At 67.8% G+C, this 22,486-nt stretch carries 21 protein-coding genes and 1 tRNA gene; 11 read left to right on the forward strand and 11 right to left on the reverse strand.

Features of this window, described 5'->3' with window-relative positions; all coding sequences use genetic code 11:
- Positions 1–166 precede the first annotated feature (166 nt).
- Together OV287_RS52660 and OV287_RS52665 are read left to right on the forward strand one after the other, a co-directional pair.
- Positions 167–376 (forward strand): hypothetical protein, encoded by a 210-nt coding sequence (locus tag OV287_RS52660; RefSeq protein WP_267541664.1) that lies wholly within the window; start codon positions 167–169, stop codon positions 374–376.
- Positions 360–848, forward strand: coding sequence for a hypothetical protein (locus OV287_RS52665; RefSeq protein ID WP_267541665.1), 489 nt, complete (start codon positions 360–362; stop codon positions 846–848). The genes OV287_RS52660 and OV287_RS52665 overlap by 17 nt, the downstream gene beginning before the upstream one ends.
- A 6-nt stretch (positions 849–854) precedes the next feature.
- Here OV287_RS52665 and OV287_RS52670 read toward each other — a convergent pair whose 3' ends face one another.
- The gene (locus tag OV287_RS52670) at positions 855–1,787 is read right to left on the reverse strand and encodes a sensor histidine kinase (protein WP_308809809.1); all 933 of its coding nucleotides are present in this window, start codon (positions 1,785–1,787) and stop codon (positions 855–857) included.
- Between the two features lie 9 nt (positions 1,788–1,796).
- Between OV287_RS52670 and OV287_RS52675 the strand changes: the two genes are divergently transcribed.
- A tRNA-Arg gene (locus tag OV287_RS52675) sits at positions 1,797–1,869 on the forward strand.
- A gap of 1,006 nt (positions 1,870–2,875) precedes the next feature.
- Here OV287_RS52675 and OV287_RS52680 read toward each other — a convergent pair.
- Positions 2,876–3,721: a tetratricopeptide repeat protein gene (locus tag OV287_RS52680; RefSeq protein ID WP_267541666.1), complete on the reverse strand. Its 846-nt coding sequence runs from the start codon at positions 3,719–3,721 to the stop codon at positions 2,876–2,878.
- A gap of 225 nt (positions 3,722–3,946) precedes the next feature.
- Between OV287_RS52680 and OV287_RS52685 the strand changes: the two genes are divergently transcribed.
- From OV287_RS52685 to OV287_RS52695, 3 genes are all read left to right on the forward strand, one after another.
- Positions 3,947–4,258 (forward strand): hypothetical protein, encoded by a 312-nt coding sequence (locus tag OV287_RS52685; protein ID WP_267541667.1) that lies wholly within the window; start codon positions 3,947–3,949, stop codon positions 4,256–4,258.
- A gap of 116 nt (positions 4,259–4,374) precedes the next feature.
- Positions 4,375–5,991 (forward strand): DUF2380 domain-containing protein, encoded by a 1,617-nt coding sequence (locus OV287_RS52690; protein WP_267541668.1) that lies wholly within the window; start codon positions 4,375–4,377, stop codon positions 5,989–5,991.
- A complete protein-coding gene (locus tag OV287_RS52695) occupies positions 5,988–6,458 on the forward strand; it encodes an NUDIX hydrolase (protein WP_267541669.1) in 471 nt (156 codons plus the stop codon). The genes OV287_RS52690 and OV287_RS52695 overlap by 4 nt, the downstream gene beginning before the upstream one ends.
- Positions 6,459–6,605: 147 nt before the next feature.
- On the opposite strand, the gene OV287_RS52700 is transcribed toward OV287_RS52695, so the two are convergent.
- Positions 6,606–8,042, reverse strand: coding sequence for an MEDS domain-containing protein (locus OV287_RS52700; RefSeq protein WP_267541670.1), 1,437 nt, complete (start codon positions 8,040–8,042; stop codon positions 6,606–6,608).
- Between the two features lie 233 nt (positions 8,043–8,275).
- Here OV287_RS52700 and OV287_RS52705 point away from each other — a divergent pair, with 233 nt between their 5' ends.
- From OV287_RS52705 to OV287_RS52720, 4 genes are all read left to right on the forward strand, one after another.
- Positions 8,276–8,959 carry a hypothetical protein gene (locus tag OV287_RS52705; protein ID WP_267541671.1) on the forward strand — a complete coding sequence of 228 codons (684 nt, stop codon included), beginning with the start codon at positions 8,276–8,278 and terminating at the stop codon, positions 8,957–8,959.
- 116 nt (positions 8,960–9,075) lie between these two features.
- Positions 9,076–10,050 carry an ArsA-related P-loop ATPase gene (locus tag OV287_RS52710; protein WP_267541672.1) on the forward strand — a complete coding sequence of 325 codons (975 nt, stop codon included), beginning with the start codon at positions 9,076–9,078 and terminating at the stop codon, positions 10,048–10,050.
- Positions 10,047–11,162: an ArsA family ATPase gene (locus OV287_RS52715; protein WP_267541673.1), complete on the forward strand. Its 1,116-nt coding sequence runs from the start codon at positions 10,047–10,049 to the stop codon at positions 11,160–11,162. Before OV287_RS52710 ends, OV287_RS52715 begins: the two co-directional genes overlap by 4 nt.
- 169 nt (positions 11,163–11,331) lie before the next feature.
- The gene (locus tag OV287_RS52720) at positions 11,332–12,516 is read left to right on the forward strand and encodes a CBS domain-containing protein (protein ID WP_267541674.1); all 1,185 of its coding nucleotides are present in this window, start codon (positions 11,332–11,334) and stop codon (positions 12,514–12,516) included.
- A gap of 19 nt (positions 12,517–12,535) precedes the next feature.
- On the opposite strand, the gene OV287_RS52725 is transcribed toward OV287_RS52720, so the two are convergent.
- The 6 genes from OV287_RS52725 to OV287_RS52750 all read right to left on the reverse strand — a co-directional run bounded on the left by OV287_RS52725 (position 12,536) and on the right by OV287_RS52750 (position 19,434).
- The gene (locus OV287_RS52725; protein ID WP_267541675.1) at positions 12,536–14,776 is read right to left on the reverse strand and encodes an RCC1 domain-containing protein; all 2,241 of its coding nucleotides are present in this window, start codon (positions 14,774–14,776) and stop codon (positions 12,536–12,538) included.
- A 28-nt stretch (positions 14,777–14,804) separates the two neighbouring features.
- Positions 14,805–15,959, reverse strand: a complete 1,155-nt coding sequence (locus OV287_RS52730; RefSeq protein ID WP_267541676.1) for a hypothetical protein — start codon at positions 15,957–15,959, stop codon at positions 14,805–14,807.
- Positions 15,956–16,282 carry a hypothetical protein gene (locus OV287_RS52735; protein WP_267541677.1) on the reverse strand — a complete coding sequence of 109 codons (327 nt, stop codon included), beginning with the start codon at positions 16,280–16,282 and terminating at the stop codon, positions 15,956–15,958. Before OV287_RS52735 ends, OV287_RS52730 begins: the two co-directional genes overlap by 4 nt.
- Before the next feature lie 84 nt (positions 16,283–16,366).
- Positions 16,367–17,200, reverse strand: coding sequence for a hypothetical protein (locus OV287_RS52740; protein ID WP_267541678.1), 834 nt, complete (start codon positions 17,198–17,200; stop codon positions 16,367–16,369).
- Between the two features lie 75 nt (positions 17,201–17,275).
- Entirely contained in the window at positions 17,276–18,544 is a 1,269-nt protein-coding gene (locus tag OV287_RS52745; RefSeq protein WP_267541679.1) for a hypothetical protein, read from the reverse strand.
- Positions 18,545–18,957: 413 nt separating this feature from the next.
- Positions 18,958–19,434, reverse strand: a complete 477-nt coding sequence (locus OV287_RS52750) for a flagellar hook-length control protein (RefSeq protein ID WP_267541680.1) — start codon at positions 19,432–19,434, stop codon at positions 18,958–18,960.
- A gap of 343 nt (positions 19,435–19,777) precedes the next feature.
- On the opposite strand from OV287_RS52750, the gene OV287_RS52755 reads away from it, so the two are divergent.
- Positions 19,778–20,776, forward strand: coding sequence for a dockerin type I domain-containing protein (locus tag OV287_RS52755; RefSeq protein WP_267541681.1), 999 nt, complete (start codon positions 19,778–19,780; stop codon positions 20,774–20,776).
- 290 nt (positions 20,777–21,066) lie between these two features.
- On the opposite strand, the gene OV287_RS52760 is transcribed toward OV287_RS52755, so the two are convergent.
- Both OV287_RS52760 and OV287_RS52765 read right to left on the reverse strand, forming a co-directional pair.
- Positions 21,067–21,870 carry a QcrA and Rieske domain-containing protein gene (locus OV287_RS52760; protein WP_267541682.1) on the reverse strand — a complete coding sequence of 268 codons (804 nt, stop codon included), beginning with the start codon at positions 21,868–21,870 and terminating at the stop codon, positions 21,067–21,069.
- Positions 21,867–22,451 (reverse strand): YceI family protein, encoded by a 585-nt coding sequence (locus OV287_RS52765; RefSeq protein WP_267541683.1) that lies wholly within the window; start codon positions 22,449–22,451, stop codon positions 21,867–21,869. Before OV287_RS52765 ends, OV287_RS52760 begins: the two co-directional genes overlap by 4 nt.
- Positions 22,452–22,486 lie beyond the last annotated feature (35 nt).

Below are 22,486 nucleotides of genomic sequence, written 5' to 3' on the forward strand. Positions count from 1 at the left end.
GGGAGCATCGTGGCTTCCGCGTGATGGGATGGCCGCACACGCGAGGAGGAAGCACGGGCCCTCGCGGCGGGTATGGACACGGCACGATGTGACCGAGAGAAGCTCAACGAGCGGGCGAACGCAGTTCACCGGACCTGCGGCACGCGATCCGGCATAGACTTCAAGCATGGACGACCCGCGTGACCTCCTCCGGAAGGCCTTCCCGAGCTACGGGCCGGATTGGGATGCGGCCATCGACGCAGGCGTGGATGTGTCGCTGCTCGAGGAGAATCTCCGCCTCACTCCGACCGAGCGGCTCGAGCAATTGCAGCGCATGACCGAGTTGTACGAGGCCCTGCGTCCCAAGGAAGCCGACGACGATGCAGCAGACTCCTGAGCTTCTCCGCCTGCTTCTCGATGCGGGGGTGGAGTTCGTACTCATCGGTGGCGTCGCGGCTATTGCCCACGGCTCGGCCACATTCACTGTGGATTGCGACATCACAGCGCCCTTTACCGAGGAAAACCTCACGCGGCTGCTCACCGTACTCGGCCCGCATCATCCCCGATACGCACTCGCCCTCCCCAAACGCCCCGTTACCGAATCACCCGCAGCGCTCGCGAAGAATCGCAACCTCTATCTGCTGACGGACCTGGGACGCCTCGACATCCTCTCCGAGGTTCCACCCGTTGGGACCTATGCGGACGTAGCCTCCAGAGCAGTCACACAGGATATCTACGAGCGTCCCTGCCGCATCATCAGCCTGGACGATCTCATCGCCGTCAAACGCCATCTAGGACGAGACAAGGATCGCGTCGTCGAGCGCGAGCTCCTGGCTGTTCGAGCCAGGAAGAACAACGGGCACGCATGAGGCGGCTCAGCCCGCGTCCACCTCGCGCTGGCGCGGCAACACCACGCGGAACGTGGCACCCCGTCCCGGCTCGCTCCTCACCTCGATGTCTCCTCCCAGCGCCTGGACGATCTGCCGCGTGATGTAGAGCCCCAGGCCCAGCCCTCCGTCGTAGTGGCGCCCGGAGACAGCCCGCTCGAACTTGCCGAAGATGCGCTCGAGGTGCTCGGGCTCGATGCCAATTCCCTCGTCGTGCACCACCAGCACCGCCCGCTCCGGCTCCGCTTCCACCGTCACGTGCACCGGCCTCCCCGCCCCGTACTTCAGCGCATTGGACAGCAGGTTCGTCACCACCTGCTCCAGCCTCAGCCGGTCCCACCTCCCCACCACCGGCCTCTCCGCCTCCACCTCCAGCGCGCAGCCCGCCTTCGCCGCCTGCTGCGCGAACCGCTCCGCCACCTCCCGCACCACCTCCGTCAAATCCAGGTCCTCCCACGTCAGCGCCAGCCGCCCCTGCGTCAGCCTCGACACGTCCAGCAGCGCGTCCACCAGCACCGTCAGCTTGCGCAACTGCTGCTCCGCTCCCTGCACCGCGCGCACCACCCGCTCGCGCGGCACCACCTCCGCCTCGCCCGTCTCCACCTCCCGCCTCAGCCCCTGCAGCTTCAGCCGCAGCGGCGTCAGCGGCGTCTTCAGCTCGTGCGAGGCCACCGAGAGGAACTCGTCCCTCATCCGCACCGCCGCGCGGGACTCCTCGTACAGCCTCGCGTTCTCCTCCACCTGCTCCGCCAGCTTCATCCCCAGCTCCACCAGCTTGCGATCCGTCTCCCGCTCCCGCTTCAGCTGGGCCACCATCCACTCCACGCGCCGCCGCGCCGACGCCTCCCCCAGCACCAGCTCCGGCCACTCGTAGATGAGGTTGTCGTGCACCTCGCTCCATTCGTCGTCCCGAACTGCCATCCATGCTCAGTCCCGTAACTCAGTTGGATAGCGCGTCGGTTTCCTAAACCGCAGGCCGCTGGTTCGATTCCAGCCGGGACCACTCGCCCTGCTTCTCAAGTCCTCGGAAGCAGGGCGTTTTTCCGTCTGGTGGCGTTCAGCGGCATTCAGGCGCGTTCGCCCGTTTTGGTACCCATTTGGCACCAAGTTCGCCCCTCCTGACGCGCTGTCTTGGTCGCGCCTCGAACCACCCGAGCAGCCAGGGCGCCAAGAAAGCCAGTGGGAGCCCATCAGTAGCGCGTCCCATGACAAGGTGTGGCTGGGGGAGGGGCAGGTGGGGGAGCGCAGGTGGGAGTACCGGCGGAGGCAGCCGGAGGGGACGGTGCTGTATGAGGCGGTCAGGCCGCGTGGTGTTGAGGCTCAAGCCGCCACGAGCCATCAGGCCCAGCTCCCTGCCGCGCACCGCATGGGAGGGCGGCCTGGGCAGGGTACTCCAAGGGAGCTGCGCGGCCTCTCCACCGGCCTGGCGCAGTGCTCGGGCGGCCCCCTTCCATCCTTCCTAGTTTCCGACCGCGAGATTGAAGGCCGACAGGATGAAGCCTGCGCCTCTACTTCGACCTAACGGTTACTTCTTCCGAGGCGGCACAGGCAGCGCCATCGGATCCTGTAGGCCGAAGAGCACTGCAATGCGCATGTGCATCAATGCGATAGTCTCCGGCCGCAGCATCCCCTCGAAAGAGATGAGCTTCGATTTAAGGATCGGCTGAACGAGGGAGACATATGCAACCACGCCTGGCTTCGTGAACCCCTCCTCGCCATCGGGGATTTGGAGATCCCACGATGCAACAGGGCCCTTATGCGACGCGCTACATGGGACTACGAGAATCGTTCGTGGATCTGCTCGCTGCGAGTGGAACGCGCTCTGAGCGATGATGACTCTGCGGGTCTCGTGCTCAGATGTCGTTCGCTGGAGTTCTCCTTCGGGGAAACGCACTGTGTCACCGTTGCCTTTGGTCGACAAATCAACGATGAAGACCGCACCGGGACGTGCAGGGGCTTGAAGCTCGACAGGCGCGAGTCCCAACTGAACACGCCTCTCAGCTAGATCGCTATTTCGAGCCATCACCGTCTCCACCATCCCTGAGGACAGCAAGCGTAGCCTCGTCGCTTAGTGGCTTCATCGTCGCGAACACGTCTTCTGCTGACTGCGCAGACTCAGTCGTAATGATTTCTGCGGAAAAGTGATCCCACGGGATGTGACCCGCCAGCAGTGGATCCACCGTCAACGCTTGCAGAATGACCAGTCGGAGAGGTGGCACGCCCGCCACGAACCACAGCCACTCAGGATGATTCGCTGCGACATCTCGGACGACATCGGGAGCTGTGCGCTCGCCGAGCTCTACGCCGTGCGCGACCTGAAGGTACCGAGCTAGGAACTCCAACGACTGCTGCCTGAATCCCAGCTGTGCCCCGTGGGCAGCCAGTGACATCAGATCCCGCTCTGAGGTGTAGTCAGCGACTCGCACGGATTCAGTAAAGGCCGCGAGGGCATCATCCCACCGTCTCGCCTGGGTGTAAGCGAAGGCGAGGTCTCCGAGTGTTCTGGACCGGTGCGGGCTTGGTAGGTTCGCAGCCTCCTCCATGACAGAGATCCCCTCCGTCAGCTGCCCCACCTCAATGAGGCTTCCCCCGTAGTTTCGCTGCGCAAGTACATCATCCGGGCGCAGACGCGCGATGGCTCGCGTGTGAACGAGCTGGCGTCGGGTCTCACCGAGACGGTAGTACGCGAGTGCGAGTATGGAATGGAGAGGCTCCTCTTCTCCCGCCGCCAGCTTGCCATCGAGAGCAGCTGTGCACTCGGCGACAATTTCGCGCAGTCGCGCCGGCTCAATGTGCACTCGCAGATCGTTCAGATCGGCGAGAAGCGCGGACCATCGTGACGCGAGGGCTTCCATGAGTTTCAGGTTCTCGTGCGCGCCGAGACCATCCCGGGCTAAATCTCACCGACCAACATAGAGGACGTCACTTCACGTGCTCAAGAAGATAGGAGGATAGAGCCCCTCTTGCGGACGAAGGGTTAGTGCAGGTGGAGAGAGGATCGTCTGAAGCAGGGGGCCGCGGGGCTGTCGGCGCCCGGGCGGCGCGTCACCGCCAGCGCGCGCGCTCCGGAGTTGGTGGCCATGCGCGTCAGCAGCGCGCCCAAGAAGCCGATGCCGATGATGGCCATCGTCTGTCCCGGCTGGATGTCGCTTCGGCGGAAGATATTTATGGCGCAGCCCAGCCGCTCGCCGGGGAACGGCTTGCTCGCTTGGGAGATGCGGCCCGGGCTGCTCGCCTGCGGCTCGGGCTCACGCTGGCGGAGGTGGCCAAAAAAGGTGGGCTTGAAGTCCGGCGTCTACGGCCGGGTCGAGCGGGGCGCGATGGTGCCCAGCGAGCCCACGCTGCGGCGCATGTGCGAGAGCACCGGGGGTTCATCGAGCTGCCCCAGGTGACCTGTGCTGTTGGGTTACGGACCCTACGACGCGAGGCGCCTTTTGCCCGCGCTGTCCAGGCTGTCAGGATTTGTCGGGGCGCCCGATAGAATGGGAATCACCCATCGGAGGCGCTGATGACATCCACGCTGCTGGTGCAACTGCTCCTCTCTCAGGCGGAAGGGCCCGACAACCCACCCGATGGGGCCACGGAGCCACCGCTGTCGGCCTTCCCAGCTGGTAGGTGGCGATACCCCGCGCGGATGGAGCTGTGGATGGGGCTGCTGCTCGCCCTGGCCCTGCTGTCCAACGCCTGTGCGCCGCTGACGCCAGCGCCCGGCCGGGGGACACACCTGCGCTACACGCCGCACGAGGCTGCCGCGCCCGTATGGGCCGAAAGCCCGGGTGAGCCGTCCGCGCCCGAGCCCGAGGGGCCGCAGCGGCTGCACCGCCGCCAGGGCGCGCGGGAGACGGTGACGGCGGTGGGCCCTGGCGGCGCGGAGGAGACGGCATGGGGGAGCGCCCTGGCGGCCCACCTGGCGTTTCGCGGTGCCCTGCTCGACGTGGCGGGCTCCACCCGCGACCTCTCCGGGGAACTCTCCAGGCTGCGCAAGAGCCACTGGGGCATCGCCGGCAAGGCCGCTGGCCTCTTCGTGCCCTCCATCGAGTATGGCCAAAACCAGTTGCGGTGGTTGGACGCCGAGCTCGCCGCCGCCACCCGGCTGGCCCACGCCGCCTCGGAGGTGGAGGACCTGGACATGCAACTGGCGCTGCTGCGTCTGGCGGGCCCACGGCTGGAGGCCGCCATGCTGGGCTCGCTGCTGCTGGCCGCCTGGGTGGACTTCCTCAACCTTCTCGATGTGGTGTTCAAGCAGGGCTACAACTCGGTGGAGACGCTGTTCGTGGACATGGACCGCTGGCGGAAGAGGGTGGAGCCGGCCATGACGGCACTGGCCTCGCGGGAGCCAGGGCAGGTGGAGGCAGCGGCGGAGAACATGCCCGCGCTGATGGGCTACTTGTCCGGCGAGTTCAACAGGACGGCGGAGCGCGTCCACTCGGGGCTGAAGAACGTCGAGAAGGTGATGTTGCTGGCGCAGCTCATGGAGCTGGTGACGATGAGGTCGGCGCTGAAGTTCTCGCTGCCCGCGTTGCGGCCCTCGGCCCCCATGACCCTCGGGGTGGGCATGGTGATGGGCACCAACGGCGTGATGATGGGCACGCGCATTGTCGTCTCCGCCGAGTGGGTGGAGAGGGTGAACCGGCTGGTGCGGGCGGGCGTCCTCTCCCTGCCCGCCGTCAGCGCCGCGGTGCGGATTCAGACCGGCCAGATGATGATGGCGCACGGCGAGCTGCCGCGCGGCGTGCGCGAGGCGCTCGGCGACGGGCCCGAGGTGCGGGGCATGCGCGTGACGGGCAGAGCGGGGGCTGGCATGGCCGAGCCCCCCCGGCACCACGTCATGCCCAAGGAGTTCCGCGAGTGGTTCGAGAAGCGCGGCTTCACTGGCGACATGGACATCGACCAGTTCTGCGTGAAGCTGGAGCAGGCGCACCACCAGGCCATCCACGGCGGTGGGAACTGGAAGCTGGGGCGCACATGGCCCGGTGAATGGAACCGGATGATCATGGAGACGCTGCTCGATGCCGAGCTCAGGGCTGGCCGGGTGTTGACGCGAAACGAGATCCTGAAGCTCGTCGCAAAGAACATGAGGGACTATAGAATCCCGATGAAGTTCATTCGTTGGAGAGCACGATGAGCGATGGGCGTGCGTGGCAAGGCAACGTAAAGGTGCGCCTGTACGAGCGGGTTCGCGAGCGTGGTTACGACTCGCTCACCGCCTTCGCCGAGGCTCGTCCTGCCGTCCCGCTATATTTGTTGGCCGAGGAGCTTGGCGAGGATGACGTCGCCGCAGTGCAGGTGTTCAGCGGGTTGCTCGCCGAGGCTGAGCGTCGCAATCAAGTCACGCGCTTGGTGCGCGATGTTCTCGTGCGCGAACTTGCCGAAGGACTCCCTAATGGTTGGCCAACCGTGATGGACGATGAGAACCGGTTCGAGGTTGCTATGGCGCTTGGGCGTTGGTCCGCCTACACCCCAGAAACGCATAAGGCGCGCGTAAGGCGGGTTGGAGATGCGCTCCTTGCCACGCCGCCGCCGCCCGGCTGGCGCCCGCTCGGACCCGACGACGAGTTGCTGCGCACGCTCTTGCCCGACGAGGAAGTCTAGCCTCACGCCTTGGTCGAGCCGGGCCACTGCGGCGGCAGTACCTACTCGGGGAACGTCACGTTGGCGAGGGTGACGGAGCGCTGGCGCTCCGCGTCCCACAGGATAAGGGTGTACGTCCCCCGGGGAATCCAGGAAGGATGAGGCGCCTCAGCCCGCGTCCCCCTCGCGCCGGCGCGGCAACACCACGCGGAACGTGGCACCCCGTCCCGGCTCGCTCCTCACCTCGATGTCTCCTCCCAGCGCCTGGACGATCTGCCGCGTGATGTAGAGCCCCAGCCCCAGCCCGCCGTAGTGGCGCCCGGAGACAGCCCGCTCGAACTTTCCGAAGATGCGCTCGAGGTGCTCGGGCTCGATGCCAATTCCCTCGTCGTGCACCACCAGCACCGCCCGCTCCGGCTCCGCTTCCACCGTCACGTGCACCGGCCTCCCCGCCCCGTACTTCAGCGCGTTGGACAGCAGGTTCGTCACCACCTGCTCCAGCCTCAGCCGGTCCCACCTCCCCACCACCGGCCTCTCCGCCTCCACCTCCAGCGCGCAGCCCGCCTTCGCCGCCTGCTGCGCGAACCGCTCCGCCACCTCCCGCACCACCTCCGTCAAATCCAGGTCCTCCCACGTCAGCGCCAGCCGCCCCTGTGTCAGCCTCGACACGTCCAGCAGCGCGTCCACCAGCACCGTCAGCTTGCGCAACTGCTGCTCCGCTCCCTGCACCGCGCGCACCACCCGCTCGCGCGGCACCACCTCCGCCTCGCCCGTCTCCACCTCCCGCCTCAGCCCCTGCAGCTTCAGCCGCAGCGGCGTCAGCGGCGTCTTCAGCTCGTGCGAGGCCACCGAGAGGAACTCGTCCCTCATCCGCACCGCCGCGCGGGACTCCTCGTACAGCCTCGCGTTCTCCTCCACCTGCTCCGCCAGCTTCATCCCCAGCTCCACCAGCTTGCGATCCGTCTCCCGCTCCCGCTTCAGCTGGGCCACCATCCACTCCACGCGCCGCCGCGCCGACGCCTCCCCCAGCACCAGCTCCGGCCACTCGTAGATGAGGTTGTCGTGCACCTCGTCCTCGATGATCGCCACCGGGTGGGTGCGCAGCACGTCGTGGATGAGCTCCGCCGGGAAGCGGTGCCGGTTGAACTGGCACAAGCACATGGTGCGGCTGCCCGGGAAGAAGCGGTTGAGCAGCGCCTCGAGGTGGATGTACTGCTCGGCGCTCGCGTGCGAGCCCAGCATCCACGTCGACTCCCCGGTGAGCCGCAGCCCCGAGAAGCCCGCCGCCAGCGTCTCGGCCTCCATCTGCGCCAACATGGCGACCAGGTCCTCCGGCACGAAGGGCACCCGGCGCAGGAACACCTCCCGCGCGTTCGTCAGCATGAGCGCTCTCCGGGCGAGCGCTCGTGCCACGTCCACCCCCTGCGCCCCCAGCGCCGCGCGCACCACCTCCGGGCCATGCTCGTCCAGCCAGTACACGCAGCGCTCGCCCCGCTCCAGCCCCATGCGCACGTAGGGCGCGAACGCCGAGATCTGCTCCTCGAAGCTCCCGTGGATGAAACAAACGTGCTTGCCCAGCCCCACTCGCGTGAGCTGCCGAGCCACTCCCCCCATCACCCTGCTCACCACTTCCAGCAGGGTAGAGGGCAAGGGAGGGAGGGGTGTGTTCGCCCATGAGGCCCTCGGGAAAAGGCGCCCGCCAACCCTCTCCCACACATGGGGACAGCCCCCTCTGCCTGCAAGAGCGGATGGGCATTTCCCCTCGGACGCCCGCCCTCCGGTCATGTCAGACCCATCCGTTAATGTCTTCACATCACGACGTATCAGGGAGGCACTTCATGAACGGACTTCCGGAGTCACCTCACGTCTCGGTGAACAAGCTGGGCCGCTACCTCACGGCGACGCCCGCGCTCCGCAAGCGGCTCATCGAGTCCCAGAAGCACCCGCCAGACCCCCAGTACCTGCGCTACCCCGAGGCCGCTCACGCCATCACCGACTTCCTGTGCCGCGGCCAGGACGAGGGCATCCTGCGCCAGCATCAGCACCGCCTGGCCACCAGCGTGTTCGCCGATGACTTCGACGCGCACCGCGCCCAGCTCTGCATCGAGGCGATCGAGCACTACCGCAAGCTGCACCCGCGCCTGGGCCTGCAAGGCGTGGTGGCCAGCGAGGTGGGACATGAGCCGCCCGCGCTGCAGATGGCCGGCGTGGCCATCCGCGTCCTGCCCCAGGTGGTGCTGCAGTCGGTGGACCGGAACGGCAACAACAAGGTGGGGGTGATGAAGCTGTATTTCTCCAAGCACCACCCGCTGGACGAGCGCTCCGGGCAGTACATCTCCACGCTGCTGCAGGCCTTTGCCGAGCAGCACCTGGCGCTGTTGGGCCCCATCGAGCCCAGGCTGGTCCGCGTGGTGGACGTGTTCGCCGGCAAGGAGTTCCTGCCGCCCAAGGCCCGGGTGCGCCGGCTGTGCGACGTGCAGCGCGCGTGCGAGGAGATCGCCGCCCGCTGGCCCGTGCAGTAACAGACGCTCGAGGCTGCCCGCCGGGTGACTCCCACCCGGTGGCATCTCTTGTGGTACCGGCAAACGGTCGTTATGACTGCCTTCCTGCACGACACACCTTGGGAGGGGCGACGACCTTGCTCGACGCACTGTGGGAACGGAGGGCGCTGCTCGTCTCGGGAAAAGGGGGAGTGGGCAAAACGACGCTCGCGGCGGCCCTGGCCCGTGCGGCGGTGGCCGCGGGTCGGCGCGTGCTGCTGGCCGAGGTGGAGATAGGCTCCGAGGAGCAGGACAGCCCCTCGCCCCTGGGCGCTCTCGTGGGTGCCCCGCGTGTCTTCGGCCCTCGTGTGGAGGACGTGTCCCCGGGCCTCTCCTTCGTCCGCCTCTCCTCCTCCGAGGGCCAGCGGCTCTTCCTTCAGGACGTCTTGCCGCTGCGTGTCATGGCCGAGGCCGCCATGCGCACCCGCGCCCTGCGTCGCTTCCTCGAGGCCGCTCCCGCGCTCCGGGAGATGGGCGTCCTCTATCAAATGCTCCACCTGGTGCGTCGCACCCGCCCGGATGGCAGCCCCCTCTACCCGCTGTGCATTCTGGACCTGCCAGCCACTGGCCATGCGCTGGCCATCGCCGCGCTGCCGGACACGCTGCTGTCCGTCATCCCCGGAGGGCCGATTGGCCGCTCGGTGCGCGAGGGACTGGGGCTGTTGAGAGACCCGCGGCTCACCGGGGCGCTGCTCGTCAGCCTGCCCGAGCCGCTGCCGGTGAGTGAGACGCTGGAGCTGGCCACCGCCGTCCAGCGCCACCGCATTCCCATTGCAGCGGGCGTCCTCAACCGCATGCCGGACAACCCCTTCTCGCCCGACGGGCGCGCCGCGGTGGAGCGACTGCTCGATGAGCACGGGCCGCACCGGGGGCAGCGCGCCCTGGGGCGACTGGACCGGGCACACGAGGCCAGGGCCCGGCTGGCGGGCAACCTCCCGGCGCCGCTGCTCACCCTGCCCGAGCTGCCCGGCACAGGCCCGGAGCTGGTGCAGCGGCTCGCCACGTATCTCGCCCGTCCCACCTTCCACCCTGCGTCCACGCCTCGGAGTGAGCGCGCCGGGGCCCAGTCATGAGCATCCAGTCCCTCCTGAGGGAGAAGCGTGTCCTCGTCCTGTGTGGCGCGGGAGGCGTGGGGAAGACGACGACGGCGGCAGCGCTGGGCGTGGCGGCGGCGCGCTCGGGTCGCAAGGTGCTGGTGCTCACCATTGATCCAGCGCGGCGGCTCGCCGAGGCCATGGGGCTGACAGAGGGCGGCGCGGAGCCCACGACCATCGCCCCCGAGCGACTCTTCGCGGGCCGCGAGCCTGGAGCGGGCCAACTGGACGTGTGGATGTTGGATCCACGCGTCGTCTTCGAGCGCTTCGTGCGGCGGCTGTCGCCCTCGCCCGAGACAGCGCGCACCATCCTGGAGAACCGCCTCTACCGCTTCCTGTCGGACCTGGTGGCGGGCATGCAGGAGTACGCGGCGGCCGAGGCGCTGGACCACTTCCTGGACGAGGGCCGCTACGAGCTCATCGTCCTGGACACACCGCCGAGCCGCCACGCGCTGGACTTCCTGGAGGCACCCGGGAGGCTGGCGCGCTTCCTGGATGATCGCATCGTCTCGCTCTTCCTGCCCGAGGAGAAGGGACGCGGGGGGATGCTGTGGCGCAAGACGTCGCAGCTGGTGGGCACCGTGCTGGGGAGCATCTTCGGCGAGGGCTTCACCCAGGAGATGAGGACCTTCCTGGGGGCCTTCAGCGGGCTGTTCGCGGCCATCCGGCTGAGGGCGGACCGGCTGCGCTCGCGGCTGGCGTCGCCGGACGCGGCCTTCCTGCTGGTGACGTCGCCAGAGGGAGCCTCGCTGCAGGAGGCGGCCTTCTTCCGAGACATGCTGCGCGACAAGGGGCTGCCCTTCGCGGGCTATGTGCTCAACCGGAGCTGGGCGCGCGAGGAGGGGCTGACGTCGCCCGAGGCGCTGCTGCGGCACGTGGAGGACGCGGGGGCCGCGCGCGACGGCGTGGAGGCCCTCATCCGCCTGGCGGACTTGGAGCGGGCACGTGCCGAGGCCCACCGGGGGCTGCTCGAGCGGCTCGCGGAGAAGCTGCCCGCGGGGGCCGTGGCGGTGGCCGCTCCCGAGGCCGGGGGCGAGCTGGAGGACTTCGGCGGCCTGGTGCGGCTGGGTGAGGCGCTCGCCACGTCGTGAGGGAAGCCCGCTCTCCAGGGCAGCACGGGTGTCCGAAGCCGGGCACTCGGTGAGGGGGCGCATGCCCGCGGGCGGACAGCCGGGCGCGCCGTGACTCCTGAGGCCCTTGGAGGAAGCCGAGGGCGTGCCGAGCCTCCCGCGGCACATTCACGCAGGAGGTCGCATCCCCATGGCCCAGAGGCACACCGATGATGGCCGGGACACCCCGGCTCGCAACTCGCCGCCGAACGGTACTCCCGGAGAGCGCGAGCGCCGCGCCGCGGAGGCCCCGCCGGGCTCTCGCGAGCGCTCCGAGTCCGACGTCACCGGCTGGAGCACGGAGCGCGACGAGCCCCCCGAGGTGCGCGAGGGCCGCTTCCACCGCGCCGCCCAGCTGCGCATGGCCCAGCCTCGCACCGAGGAGGGCGCACCACCTCCCGAGGTCGACACTCGCTTCGAGCGGAGCCCCCAGCGCCGGCGCTTCTTCCACCTGGGCCGAGGCCGTCCCGTCGAGCGCCCCGGGCGCCCCCCCAGCGTCCCCCATGGTCCCTATGGCCGGGATGACCGGGCCTTGGATGACGCCTCGGGCATGGGCTCGGGGCCGCTGATGGGCGAGCAGGAGAGCTACCACTCCCTGGAGGAGAACCACCCGCCCCGCGAATACCGCCCGTGGGACCGCACCGGCACCGACACGGGTGACCGGCTCCCGTACGACGAGCGCGGCGGGCGCGAGCCGCGGGACAGGTCACGGGGCGTTCGCGACGCACGCGGTGGCTCGGAGCCGGGGGGGCGCGAGGCTCACACGTGGGAGGACCGTCCCGGAATGGAGCCACGCGAGGGGATGGGCGAGTACTCGGGGCTGGTGGGCATGGGGCAGCCGGTGCCCCCGCGCACCGAGACGCAGCGCCGGGGCCGCTGGAAGCGCGAGCCGCTGAACGCTCGGGAGATCATGACGCGGCAGGTGAAGAGCGCGCACCTGGAGAGCAGCCTGCGCGAGGTGGCGCGCATCATGAAGGAAGAGGACTGCGGCATCGTCCCGGTGGTGGACAAGCAGGGGCGGCTGCGAGGCCTCATCACGGACCGGGACCTGGTCATCCGCACTCTCGCCGAGGGCCGGCCCCCGGACAACATGCACGCCCGGGACATCATGACGGATGACGTGGAGGCGGTGACGCCAGACGAGGACATCCACAGCATCATCGCGTTGATGGGCCGCCGCCAGGTGCGCCGCGTCCCGGTGGTGGAGCGGGACGATCGGCTGGTGGGCATCATCTCGATGGCGGACATCGCCACCCGGGCCGACTACGACGAGGAGCTCCAGCAAGCGCTGGACCACATCTCGTCGCGTCGCTCGTTCTGGAGCCGCCTCTACTGAGGGGAGCCCGGGCCTCGACTCAGAGGCCCACCACCTGCACGGGGATGAGGGCGGTGTCCGCCGTCCCATCCCCGAGCTGGCCCTGGCCGTTGAAGCCCCAGGCCCACGCCGTGCCGTCCGAGCGCAGCGCCATGGAGTGATAATCCCCAGCGATGATGGACACGACTCCGGTCAGTCCCGCCACCATGCCGGGGGTGTTGCGGCTGTCGCGCATGCCATTGCCCAGCTGCCCATCGAAGTTGAAGCCCCAGGCCCACACCGTGCCGTCCGAGCGCAGCGCCAGCGAGTGGTGGTGGCCAGCGACGATGGCGGTGACGCTACTCAGGAACGACACCTGCACGGGGACGGTGCTGCCGACGAAGGAGCCGTTGCCGAGCTGACCCGCGCCATTGTAGCCCCAGGTCCACACCGTGCCGTCCGAGCGCAGCGCCAGCGAGTGCATGCCACCGGCCGCCACCGACACCACGCCCGACAGCCCCACCACCTGGACGGGCAGGATGTGCCAGTTGCGCGTCCCGTTCCCGAGCTGGCCATCGTAGTTGTACCCCCAGGTCCACACCGTGCCGTCCGAGCGCAGCGCCACCGCGTGGCCGTCGCCCGCGGCAATGGCCAGGACACCGGTCAAGCCCGACACCTGCACGGGCTGGAGTCTGTCGGTCTTCGTTCCATCCCCGAGCTGACCGTAGCGATTGAAGCCCCACGTCCACACCGTGCCGTCCGAGCGCAGCGCCAGTGAGAAGTAATCGCCCGCGGCCACCGAGGTGACTCCAGACAGCCCTGGGACCTGAACAGGCTGGGGCCGGATGGTGGTGGTTCCATCCCCGAGCTGACCGTAGCGATTGAGGCCCCACGTCCACACCGTGCTGTCGGACTTGAGCACCACGGTGTGCCGGAAGCCCGACGCCACCGAGATGACGCCGCTGAGTGCCACCGACACGGGCAGGGAGCTGTCCTGCTGCGTCCCGGTGCCGAGCTGCCCCTCCTCGTTGTCTCCCCACGCCCAGAGTCGTCCGTCCCGGCCCAGCATGACGGAGTGGAGCTGGCCGGTGGACACGTCGGCGTTGCCCAGCGAGAGCCCCTTCACCTGCACGGGAGCGTTCCTCGCCAGGAACGTCTCATCCCCGAGCTGACCAAAGACATTGTCCCCCCAGGACCACACCGTGCCGTCCGAGCGCAGCACCAGGGAGTGCTTGTAGCCCGCCACCAGGGTGACGCCCGCGCTCAGGCCCGCCTGCAGGGGCACGAGGCTGCTGGTGAGCGTGCCATTGCCGAGCTGGCGGTAGCGGTTGTCGCCCCAGGCCCACACCGCGCCGTCGTTGCGCACGGCCAGCGAGTGGTAGTTGCCAGCGACCACCTGCCGCACATCCGTCAGGCCAAGCTGCACGGGCACGGTGCGCTGGGTCGTCGTCCCATCCCCGAGCTGTCCGTAGGTGTTGAAGCCCCAGGCCCACAGGGTGCCATCCGAGCGCAGCGCCAGGGCGTGGTAGGAGCCGGCGGAGACGCTCGCCACGCCGCTCAGGTTGGCCACCTGGACGGGCGTCACGCGCCGCACCGTGCTGCCATCGCCGAGCTGACCGTAGCGGTTGTCGCCCCAGGCCCACACGGTGCCATCCGAGCGCAGCGCCAGCGAGGAATAGCCTCCGGCCACCACGGCGAGCACGCCACTCAAGCCGGGCACCTGCATGGGGACGTTGCTCTTGGTGACCGACGCGTTGCCGAGCTGGTTGTAGCGGTTGTCGCCCCAGGCCCACACGGTGCCATCCGAGCGCAGCGCCAGGGCATGGGAGAAGCCAGAGCCCAGCGACACCACGCCGCTCAGGCCGCTCACCTGCACGGGCGCGGGCCTGGCGGTGTACGTGCCATCCCCGAGCTGGCCGTTGGTGTTGTCACCCCAGGCCCACACCGAGCCGTCCGCGTGCAGGCCCAGCGAGTGGTAGTCGCCCGCGGCCACGGCGGCGATTCCCCCCAGGTTCGGCACCTGCACGGGCGTCGCCTTGTCGAGCGTGCTCCCATCTCCGAGCTGGCCCTGGCGGTTGTAGCCCCAGGCCCAGACGGTGCCGTCCGTGTGCACGCCCACGGAGTGGTACTGGCCCACCGACACCCTCGCCGGCGGAGGCCGTCCGCCCAGCGGCTGCTGGAGCTGCTCGGTCGGGGCCTCCTCCACGGAGGGAGCGGACTCACACCCCGCCCACAACCCCGTCCCGATCAACAGGCCCCACAGCCAATACCACTTCCTCGAGCCCAGGGTTCGCTCAGCCACCGTGCATCTCCTTACGACAGGACAGCCTTCATTTCTTGCACCACACCTGCCCCTGGGGATCCTTGCAGCCCTCCAGGACCCAGCGCGCGATGAGGCCGCGAGTCTCGCGGGGCAGCGCGCCTCCGGCCATGGGCATGCCGGGCCGCGCGGCGACGAGGCCGTGCTCGTCCTCCAGCGCCCGCGTCTCCAGCCGCAGCCAGAACTCCAGGCCCGAGCGGCGGCGCAGGTAGTCCTTCAACCCCTCGGGGTTCGCGGCGAAGGCACTGGCGGCGCGGGGGCTGGTCGCGTGGCAGTGCACGCACGTCCCCTCGCGGAAGAAGCGCCCCCAGAGGAAGCTCACGAACTCGGCGGGCACCGCGCCCGGGGCCGCCGCGGCCTCCAGCTTCAACCGGGACACCTTCTCATCCAGCGCCCGCTCGGCCTCCACCCGCATCTCCCCGAACAGCCGGTGCAGCAGCCGGGCCTCCTCGAGCGAGAGCGCCACCACGGGCATGGTGCGCGCTTTCAGGGGAGAGCGGGCCTTGCCTCGGGCATAGGCAGACAGCCACTCGGGGGTGTAGAGCCCGAGCGTCACACCCGTGCGTCCCGCCACGGGTTGCTCACCGCCATGGCAGGCCACGCAGCGGGCCGTCCACAGCGACTGGGCCTTCTGGCGCTCCGCGTCCGTCAGCGGCGCCGGGGCCGCGCTCTTCGCGGACGCCGGCTTCACCCCGAAGAGCTTCGACAGGGCGCTCAGGTCCCCGGGCTCCAGCGTGGGATAGGCCATCATCCGGGGTGCCTTGCTCCCGGGTTTGAACGAGAGGGTGCTCGGACGCTTGAGGAAGGCCGCGAGCCCCTCCTGGGAAATCCGCGACACCGAGCCCGCCTTCGCCTCGAGCCCTTCCGGCGCGCTCATGTACGAGAGCGGCTCCGTCGTCGCCATGCGCTTGAGCTTGTCCTCACGCACCGGCACGGCGATGTAGCGCCGGTCGGGCAGGCCCTGGTGGTGCTTGAGGGCCACGTCGTTCAGCTCCGCATGGCAGCCGAAGCATTGGCTGTCGTTCCACCTGCCCAGTCCATTGGAGAAGCGGGACTGGGGCTCGGTGCGGCGGGCCATGTGGCACCCCGCGCACTCCTCCACGTCCACGCTCCCGGCGAAAGCCGGCATCGCCCCCAACAGGACAAGCAGGAGCCAGGCCCTCACGGCTGCGCTCCCGGAGCCACGAGCATCCGCAGCCGGGACGCGTCTCCGTCGAGCGGACGGGCAAGCTCCTGCAACATGTCGCGGAAGTCCGCCGACGCCGCCGTGCCGGACGTTCCCTTGCACTTCACGTAGGCCTCCACCAACACATACCCGGACACCGTCCACTCCGCGGAGGCGTCACCCGGTGGAGGCAGCTCCCGGAGGACACAGGCCTGCAGCTCCTTCTTCTGCTGTGCGGGAAGCAAGCCCCCTCCCCCGCCACCATTGCCCTGACATCCGGCAAGCCCCAGCAACCCCACGACAACCCAGACTCTTCTCGCCATGACCCCTACCCTCCATCCGGAGCACCCACGGTGTCTGTCCTGGGTGCTCCGGTCGTTTCCTCGAGCAACAGCCCGGCACCTTCTCTACGGCACGACGGGCACGCCGTACGAGATGTTCAGCGGGGCAGGAGTGCACATGTAGGCCGGGCCCTGAGAAGCCGCCGGCATCGTGGCGATCCCAGTGGACGAGTCCACCTGGAACAGCTTCATGTAGACCTCCCAACCCACCTTGGGGTCAGCCGAGACGAAGAGCGAGGGGTTGAGCAGCGCGAGCCGGGTGGCCTCGAAGACCAGGTTCCAGTAGTTGCCGTACACATCACCCGCGCCGTTGGTCTGCAGCACGCCCTGGGCGATGAGCTCCTGGTTGATGGCGGACACGTTCAGCGCGGGGCCGTTCGGATCGCACATCGGGATGCTGGCCTGCATGATGATGACGGGACGCGCGGCGATGAGGTCCCTCACCGCCTGCTCCTGGTGGGGCCAGAAGTAGATGTTCACGGCGCAGATGTTGGGATAGCCGCCCGTCAGGATGGTGGGCTTGAACTGGGCCGGCATCGAGGACACCAGGTCCTTGAGCTCCTGCGTGGGCTGGCACGAGCCATTGGCGGGAACGGGCACCACCCGCGTGTCGCTGATGCTATTGGCCGAGATGAAGCTGTTGTACACGGCACTGGTCGGCAGGTGGGCCGTGGGCCGCAGGTTGACCGTCATCCTCCGCAGGTCGCCGGAGATCCCCATGGGGGTCGTCTGCTGCGCGTACTGCGTGTAATAGACGGGGCCGTAGTTCGAGCCCACGAAGGGCACGAACACCATGTTGGACCCCTGGATGATGCGCGAGTAGTCGTACTGCTCGGCGGCCAGGGCGCTAAAGGACACCAGCCCCGCGAGCAGGGCAGTGAGGATTCGGGAAGCGTGCATGAGAGGAAGTCTCGGGTAGGAGAAAAAGAAGGGGCCCTTCTAGAGAAGAGCCCCTTCGATTGACTCAGAGAGAGATTACGGCTGGCCCAGGATGGCGCGGCAGCCGGCGTTCTCCATGTTCCAGAACACCGGACCCGTCTCGTAGCCGCCCCAGAGGCAGTTGATGCTCAGGTTGGTGGACAGGTTGATGGGCGCCGGACCCTGGTTGTAGTTGACGTAGTACACCTCGTTCCGGTTGGTCAGCATCTTCTCGTAGTTGGCGCGCAGCGTGAAGATGGCGCTGGCCTGGGTGGAGACGGGGCCGTTGACCGGGCGGATGGAGGCGAACAGCTCGTTACGCAGCGTGGTCTCGAGCGCGTTCACGACGGACAGGAAGTTGGAGTCGTTGGGCGGAACCGAGGTCCAGGTGCCGTCCGTCTTGCGGTACTCCACGAACACGCCGCAGGGGCCCGTGCCACCCTGACACGTCGCCACGCGCTGGAAGAAGGCGCTGATCTCGATGTCCACACAGGAGTTGAGGTGGAAGGCCGCGAAGGCGCTGGCCTGCTCGAAGAGGGACTGCCAGTTCACCGTCAGGCGGGCCTGGCGGGTGAGGGTGGCGGTCTTGATCTCCCACTCCACGTCGGCCAGCAGCACGGACTCCCAGCTCGACCCGGAGTTCATGAGGTTGCGCATGAACGGGCTCCAATCAGGCAGCGTGGCGGCCTGGAAGGAGATGTCCTGGTTGACCGTGCCGTTGGCGGCCGCGGCGATGCTCGTGAACTTGTACATCACGTTGGCGGGCACGTACGTGCCGTCCGGCTTGCGGACCTGGCACACGGGAATCTTGTAGGTGACGGGCTGGCCGTTGGGGCCGGTGACCGTGTACTCCTCCTCGATGCACTCGGCATCGACGCGGCCGTCCGTCAGCTGCTCGGCGCCCACCATGAAGGTGGTGCGGGCCTTGGACACGGGAGCGGGGGCAAGCTGGAGGCCCTGCCAGGTGGCCTCGTTCTGCAGCGTCTGCAGCGCGCCGATGTCACCGGTGGTGGAGAGCGTGCCACCCACCATGCTCAGCTCCTTGAACGCCCAGAAGCCGGAGGTCGGGGTATAGGCCGCGATGGAGAAGCGCGGCACCGGCTGGGTGCTCTGCGGCGACTGCACCGCGACGTTGCCGTACTTCGGCACGTAGTAGACGAGCTTGACGTTGTCCGAGTCGGCGAGCAGGTGAAAGCGGCTCTTCACGTAGGCCGAGAAGCTTCCCGGGGGGTTCACCTGACCCGGGTGCATGGGGACGGCGCCGGCCGTGCCGGCCGCACCGAGGGACAACGCGAGCATCGCAGCGGAAATCGCAGACTTCTTCATGGTGCAACTCCTTGCTTCGTGGTTGGACTAAGAACTCCCACGGAGGACACTCCCCCCCTCCGTGTTCGCACGCTCGAGAGCGCGCAAACCTCTACAAGTGTCCCCGAGCAAGGGGACCCGATTGTCTGCTCAACCCAGCGGCCTCTCGACTCCGTGGAGAGACTTCACCGGGAGTAACTTCACTTTCCGTATAACCCCGGAATAACCAGAAAGTGAAGTATATTTTTTACAAAAAACATCAGGACACTAAGCCCGCTACGCCGTCATTTCCGACTATGCTTGGAAAGTTCAGTGAGACCAAAGATTGGCTCTCACGTCAGCCTCTCCGCGTTCGCTGTATTGCGCCGAAGTGCCGCGGGCCCTGCGCGCTCGCGCGGGCCACGAGGTCACAGCTCCGTAACGGAGCTCGGGGACTACGGGTTCCAGCAGTTGGCCGGCTGGTCGTTGATGTGCACCCAGAAGCGGGTGTCGCTGCGCACGTTGCCGAAGGCGCTCATGCCCCACCCCCAGCCATCATGGAACTCCGCCATCCGCCAGCCGGCACCAAAGAAGGTGGTGCACATCTGGTTGGCAGCGGCCAGGCTCGTCAGCAGGGTGCCCGTCACCGGCAGCGTGGTCGCGAGGTTTCCGGCGGCCCACTCATAGGAAGACGAGCTGGGCGTGTAGTAGCTTGGACGCGGTGCGCCATCCTTCTGGATGCAGAGGATGGGCAGCGCCGCCGTGCAGGCCGTGTCTCCGACATAGGCATTGCAGCTCCCGCACCCCAGCTCGTCCACGCCTGTCACGTGGCGCCCCTTCGCCCACGTCATCCCCTTGCCCCCCGTGGCCCACGCCGCCGGAGCCACCGCCAGTAAGAGGAGCTGCGTTCCGAGCAGGATACGTCGGTCCATGCCAGATAATCTCCGTTTTCGATTTTGGCCTGGGTAACACGAAGAACCTGAATTGAGCAATCTATTTTCCACTCCGGGTGCGTTAGACCAAGAGCGACTCACACCTGGAGGAAATCTGCATGATTGCTGAAAAGACACACGCGGTTGCGAATGGATTATGTGAATGGATTGTCACGGACGTGTAAAACTGGGAATACGGTGAATAGTCGTAGGTCCAGGAAGAACTCCGGTTTATAAAAGGAGCCGTCACGCATCATGGGATGGCTCCAGTGCCTGCGCTTCGGCCGGTGCACAGGCCGGGCTGAGCCTCCGGATGCGGGCGCTCGGACGATGAGGACTTGAAATGAATACCCAGTCAGTGAGGTCTCCAAGATTCGCGCACGTGCTCGTGGCGTTGCTCGTGACCCTGTCGCTACAGAGCCGGGAGGCCGCCGCCGAGCCCTTCGATGAGGAGCACATCATCATCCTGCTCGACCGCAGCGGCTCCATGCAGGCGACCCGGAGCGACGGGCAGTCGCGGTTCTTCGAGGCCATCCGCCGCGCCAGGATTTACGTGGGCAAGCCCAAGGCGCTGCCTACGGAGTATTCGGTCTGGAGCTTCGAGGGCAGCGCTTCCACCCAGGAGAGTGGCTTCGGGGATGCCGGGAGCACGACGGGGGTCCTGAATGGCCTTCAGGTCGGCAATGGAGTGACCCCACTCGCGAAGGCCGTCTGCGACGCCGTCGACGTGCTCCTGAATCACAAGCCGGGCGTGAATGCGTCCAAGCGGCTCTACCTGGTCTCCGATGGAGAGGAGAACAGCACGCCCCTGGACTCCCCCTGCTACGGGCCCAGCAGCGTGGGGACCTACCCCAACCTGACGATGGACTCCTGGCAGTGGAAGGTCCGCAACATGCTCAAGACGGGAGATCCACTGCGCGAGGACAACTCCGACTACGCGCTCGTCTTCGATGTGGATGTCTTCGACAACTACGTCAGCCTGAGGAGTGGCAGCAGCCCGGTGTACGAGGTCTCCTACGAGGGCAAGGGACTCGTGACGACGGCGAGCCTCCTCCCCGCGAGCTACCTGGCCTTCCTCCGGGGAGTGGCCACGGACTCGGGAGGAACCTTCACCACGGTGCCTGACTCGGGTCCCGCCCCCATCCCGGGCGACACCAACCAGGACAACTGCGTCAACGCCACGGACTTCTACCACGTGCTCAACAACTTCGGCCGTCCGGTCCCCCCCGCGAGCCCCACGGCGGACCTCAACCGCGATGGTGTCGTCAACTACTCCGACTACTCCATTGTCGTGAACAACCAGGGCGCGGGCTGCAGCTCTGGCCCCGCGCACCTGCGCTAAGCGCCCGGACATAGATGTTGTCCATCCCTCGCCATGAGGCCACCGCGGATGGACGGGGGCGGTGGCGCGCTGCACCTTCCGGCCGCGAGTTGTCCCAACTGGTCCGACCATCGGACCAGTTGCTCGAGTTCGCGCCCGGAAGCCGCCCGTCTCTTCGCACCGAGCCAGACGTGGACAGAAACCATGTCCGGGGGCTTAGGAGTCCAGCTCGGGGGAACGGGGCGAGGGCGCAACCTGGTTGTTCCAGGCACCCTCACCCCGTCCCTCTCCCGAGGGGAGAGGGGAGGTTGCTAAACGATCTCCACGGTGACGCCGGTGGCGTCGCTCGTCACCGTGAACGTCTTGATGGGGCCGATGGTGTCACCGGTGTTGGGCATCTGCAGCACCGCGCCCGTCCTGCTGAAGCGCGCCTCGTGGCAGGGACACCGCAGGAGCTGCGACGCCTCCTGGTAACCCACGCCGCACCCCTGGTGGGGGCAGATGGAGTCCACCGCCGAGTACCCTCCGCCGTCGAGGGCGAAGACGAAGATGAGCTTGCCGTAGCCCTCGGGAGTGCCCTGCACCACGCCGCCCGCCGTCCGCAGCTGGGGGAACTGCGTGAAGGGGAAGAAGATCTTCCCATCCACGACCGAGGGGAAGCCCTCCTCACCGGCCACGAAGTTGATGGTCAGCTCGTCCAACTCCGAGTCGTAGCTCGAGGAGAACGTGGTCAGCGGAATGGTCGCGGGCGGGTGCGTCGGCCTTCCATCGATCGCGAAGCGAGAGAGGTGACACGGGCAGATGGCCTCACCTTCCTGAAAGCCCAGGGGGCAACCCCGGTGCGTGCAGAGGCTGGACACCACCGCGTACTGGGTCCCCTGCGGATGCATGACGAGCACGTTCGGCCGGTCGGGCACGCGCAGGGTGACGGCGCCGCCCTCGCGCGCCAGTTCCGGGTAGCGGCTCACCATCAACACCACGCGCCCGTTATCCTCGGTCGCGTCCAGCACCGGCGCGGGAGAGATGTCCGGCGCACACCCGGCCAGGCCCGTGGCAGCGGCCCCCGCGCTCGCGCCCGCCAGTCCCTTGAGGAAACCCCGGCGATTGGTGCTCACTTCGCCTCCTCGAGCTTGAACTTCGTCTCCAGGTCCAGCGCGTCGTCCACCTTCTTCATCATCAGCGACGGACGCTCCACCTTGAAGGCCTCCAGGCTGATCTGGAAGTTGCCCGTGGCGGAGATCTCCTTGGCCGAGGTGAACACCACCTTCATGGGCACCTCCACCGCCTGCTTCACACCGTGGAAGGTGACCTGGCCCTTGAGCGTCACCGCCTGCTCCGAGGGGAACGTGGTGGGCACCTTCACGCCGGTGGCCACGCCCTTGAACTCGACGACGGGGAACTTCGGAGCCTCGGTGGCCTCCTTCATGTGGGCATCGCGGTTGGAGTTGCCCGAGTCGAAGTCCGCCACATTGGCGCGCACGGCCACCTGCAGGGTGCCGTCGGGGAGCAGCCGCGCCTTGCCCTCGGTGGGGCGCGCCATGCCCACCACTTCGTGCAGCGTGTGCTTGAGGCGGTAGGTGAGTGAGCTGTCACTCGCCTTCACCGAGTACGTGCGCGGGGCGGGGGCCGCCTCCTGCGCAAGCGCGGACGTAGACAAGAACAGCGTGGCCAGTACGGCCAGGGATGAGCTTTTCATGATGAGTGCCTCCGGGTGTCTCTACGCGTGTGCCT

It is taken from the genome of Archangium lansingense, assembly GCF_026626635.1.
Classification (GTDB): domain Bacteria; phylum Myxococcota; class Myxococcia; order Myxococcales; family Myxococcaceae; genus Archangium; species Archangium lansingense.

Bases quoted from the DNA above. Each gene is read 5' to 3' on its own strand.
- OV287_RS52660 (WP_267541664.1), top strand. From the start codon at position 167: ATGGACGACCCGCGTGACCTCCTCCGGAAGGCCTTCCCGAGCTACGGG.
- OV287_RS52665 (WP_267541665.1), top strand. From the start codon at position 360: ATGCAGCAGACTCCTGAGCTTCTCCGCCTGCTTCTCGATGCGGGGGTG.
- OV287_RS52670 (WP_308809809.1), bottom strand. From the start codon at position 1,787: ATGGCAGTTCGGGACGACGAATGGAGCGAGGTGCACGACAACCTCATC.
- OV287_RS52680 (WP_267541666.1), bottom strand. From the start codon at position 3,721: ATGGAAGCCCTCGCGTCACGATGGTCCGCGCTTCTCGCCGATCTGAAC.
- OV287_RS52685 (WP_267541667.1), top strand. From the start codon at position 3,947: ATGCGCGTCAGCAGCGCGCCCAAGAAGCCGATGCCGATGATGGCCATC.
- OV287_RS52690 (WP_267541668.1), top strand. From the start codon at position 4,375: ATGACATCCACGCTGCTGGTGCAACTGCTCCTCTCTCAGGCGGAAGGG.
- OV287_RS52695 (WP_267541669.1), top strand. From the start codon at position 5,988: ATGAGCGATGGGCGTGCGTGGCAAGGCAACGTAAAGGTGCGCCTGTAC.
- OV287_RS52705 (WP_267541671.1), top strand. From the start codon at position 8,276: ATGAACGGACTTCCGGAGTCACCTCACGTCTCGGTGAACAAGCTGGGC.
- OV287_RS52715 (WP_267541673.1), top strand. From the start codon at position 10,047: ATGAGCATCCAGTCCCTCCTGAGGGAGAAGCGTGTCCTCGTCCTGTGT.
- OV287_RS52720 (WP_267541674.1), top strand. From the start codon at position 11,332: ATGGCCCAGAGGCACACCGATGATGGCCGGGACACCCCGGCTCGCAAC.
- OV287_RS52735 (WP_267541677.1), bottom strand. From the start codon at position 16,282: ATGGCGAGAAGAGTCTGGGTTGTCGTGGGGTTGCTGGGGCTTGCCGGA.
- OV287_RS52740 (WP_267541678.1), bottom strand. From the start codon at position 17,200: ATGCACGCTTCCCGAATCCTCACTGCCCTGCTCGCGGGGCTGGTGTCC.
- OV287_RS52745 (WP_267541679.1), bottom strand. From the start codon at position 18,544: ATGAAGAAGTCTGCGATTTCCGCTGCGATGCTCGCGTTGTCCCTCGGT.
- OV287_RS52750 (WP_267541680.1), bottom strand. From the start codon at position 19,434: ATGGACCGACGTATCCTGCTCGGAACGCAGCTCCTCTTACTGGCGGTG.
- OV287_RS52755 (WP_267541681.1), top strand. From the start codon at position 19,778: ATGAATACCCAGTCAGTGAGGTCTCCAAGATTCGCGCACGTGCTCGTG.
- OV287_RS52765 (WP_267541683.1), bottom strand. From the start codon at position 22,451: ATGAAAAGCTCATCCCTGGCCGTACTGGCCACGCTGTTCTTGTCTACG.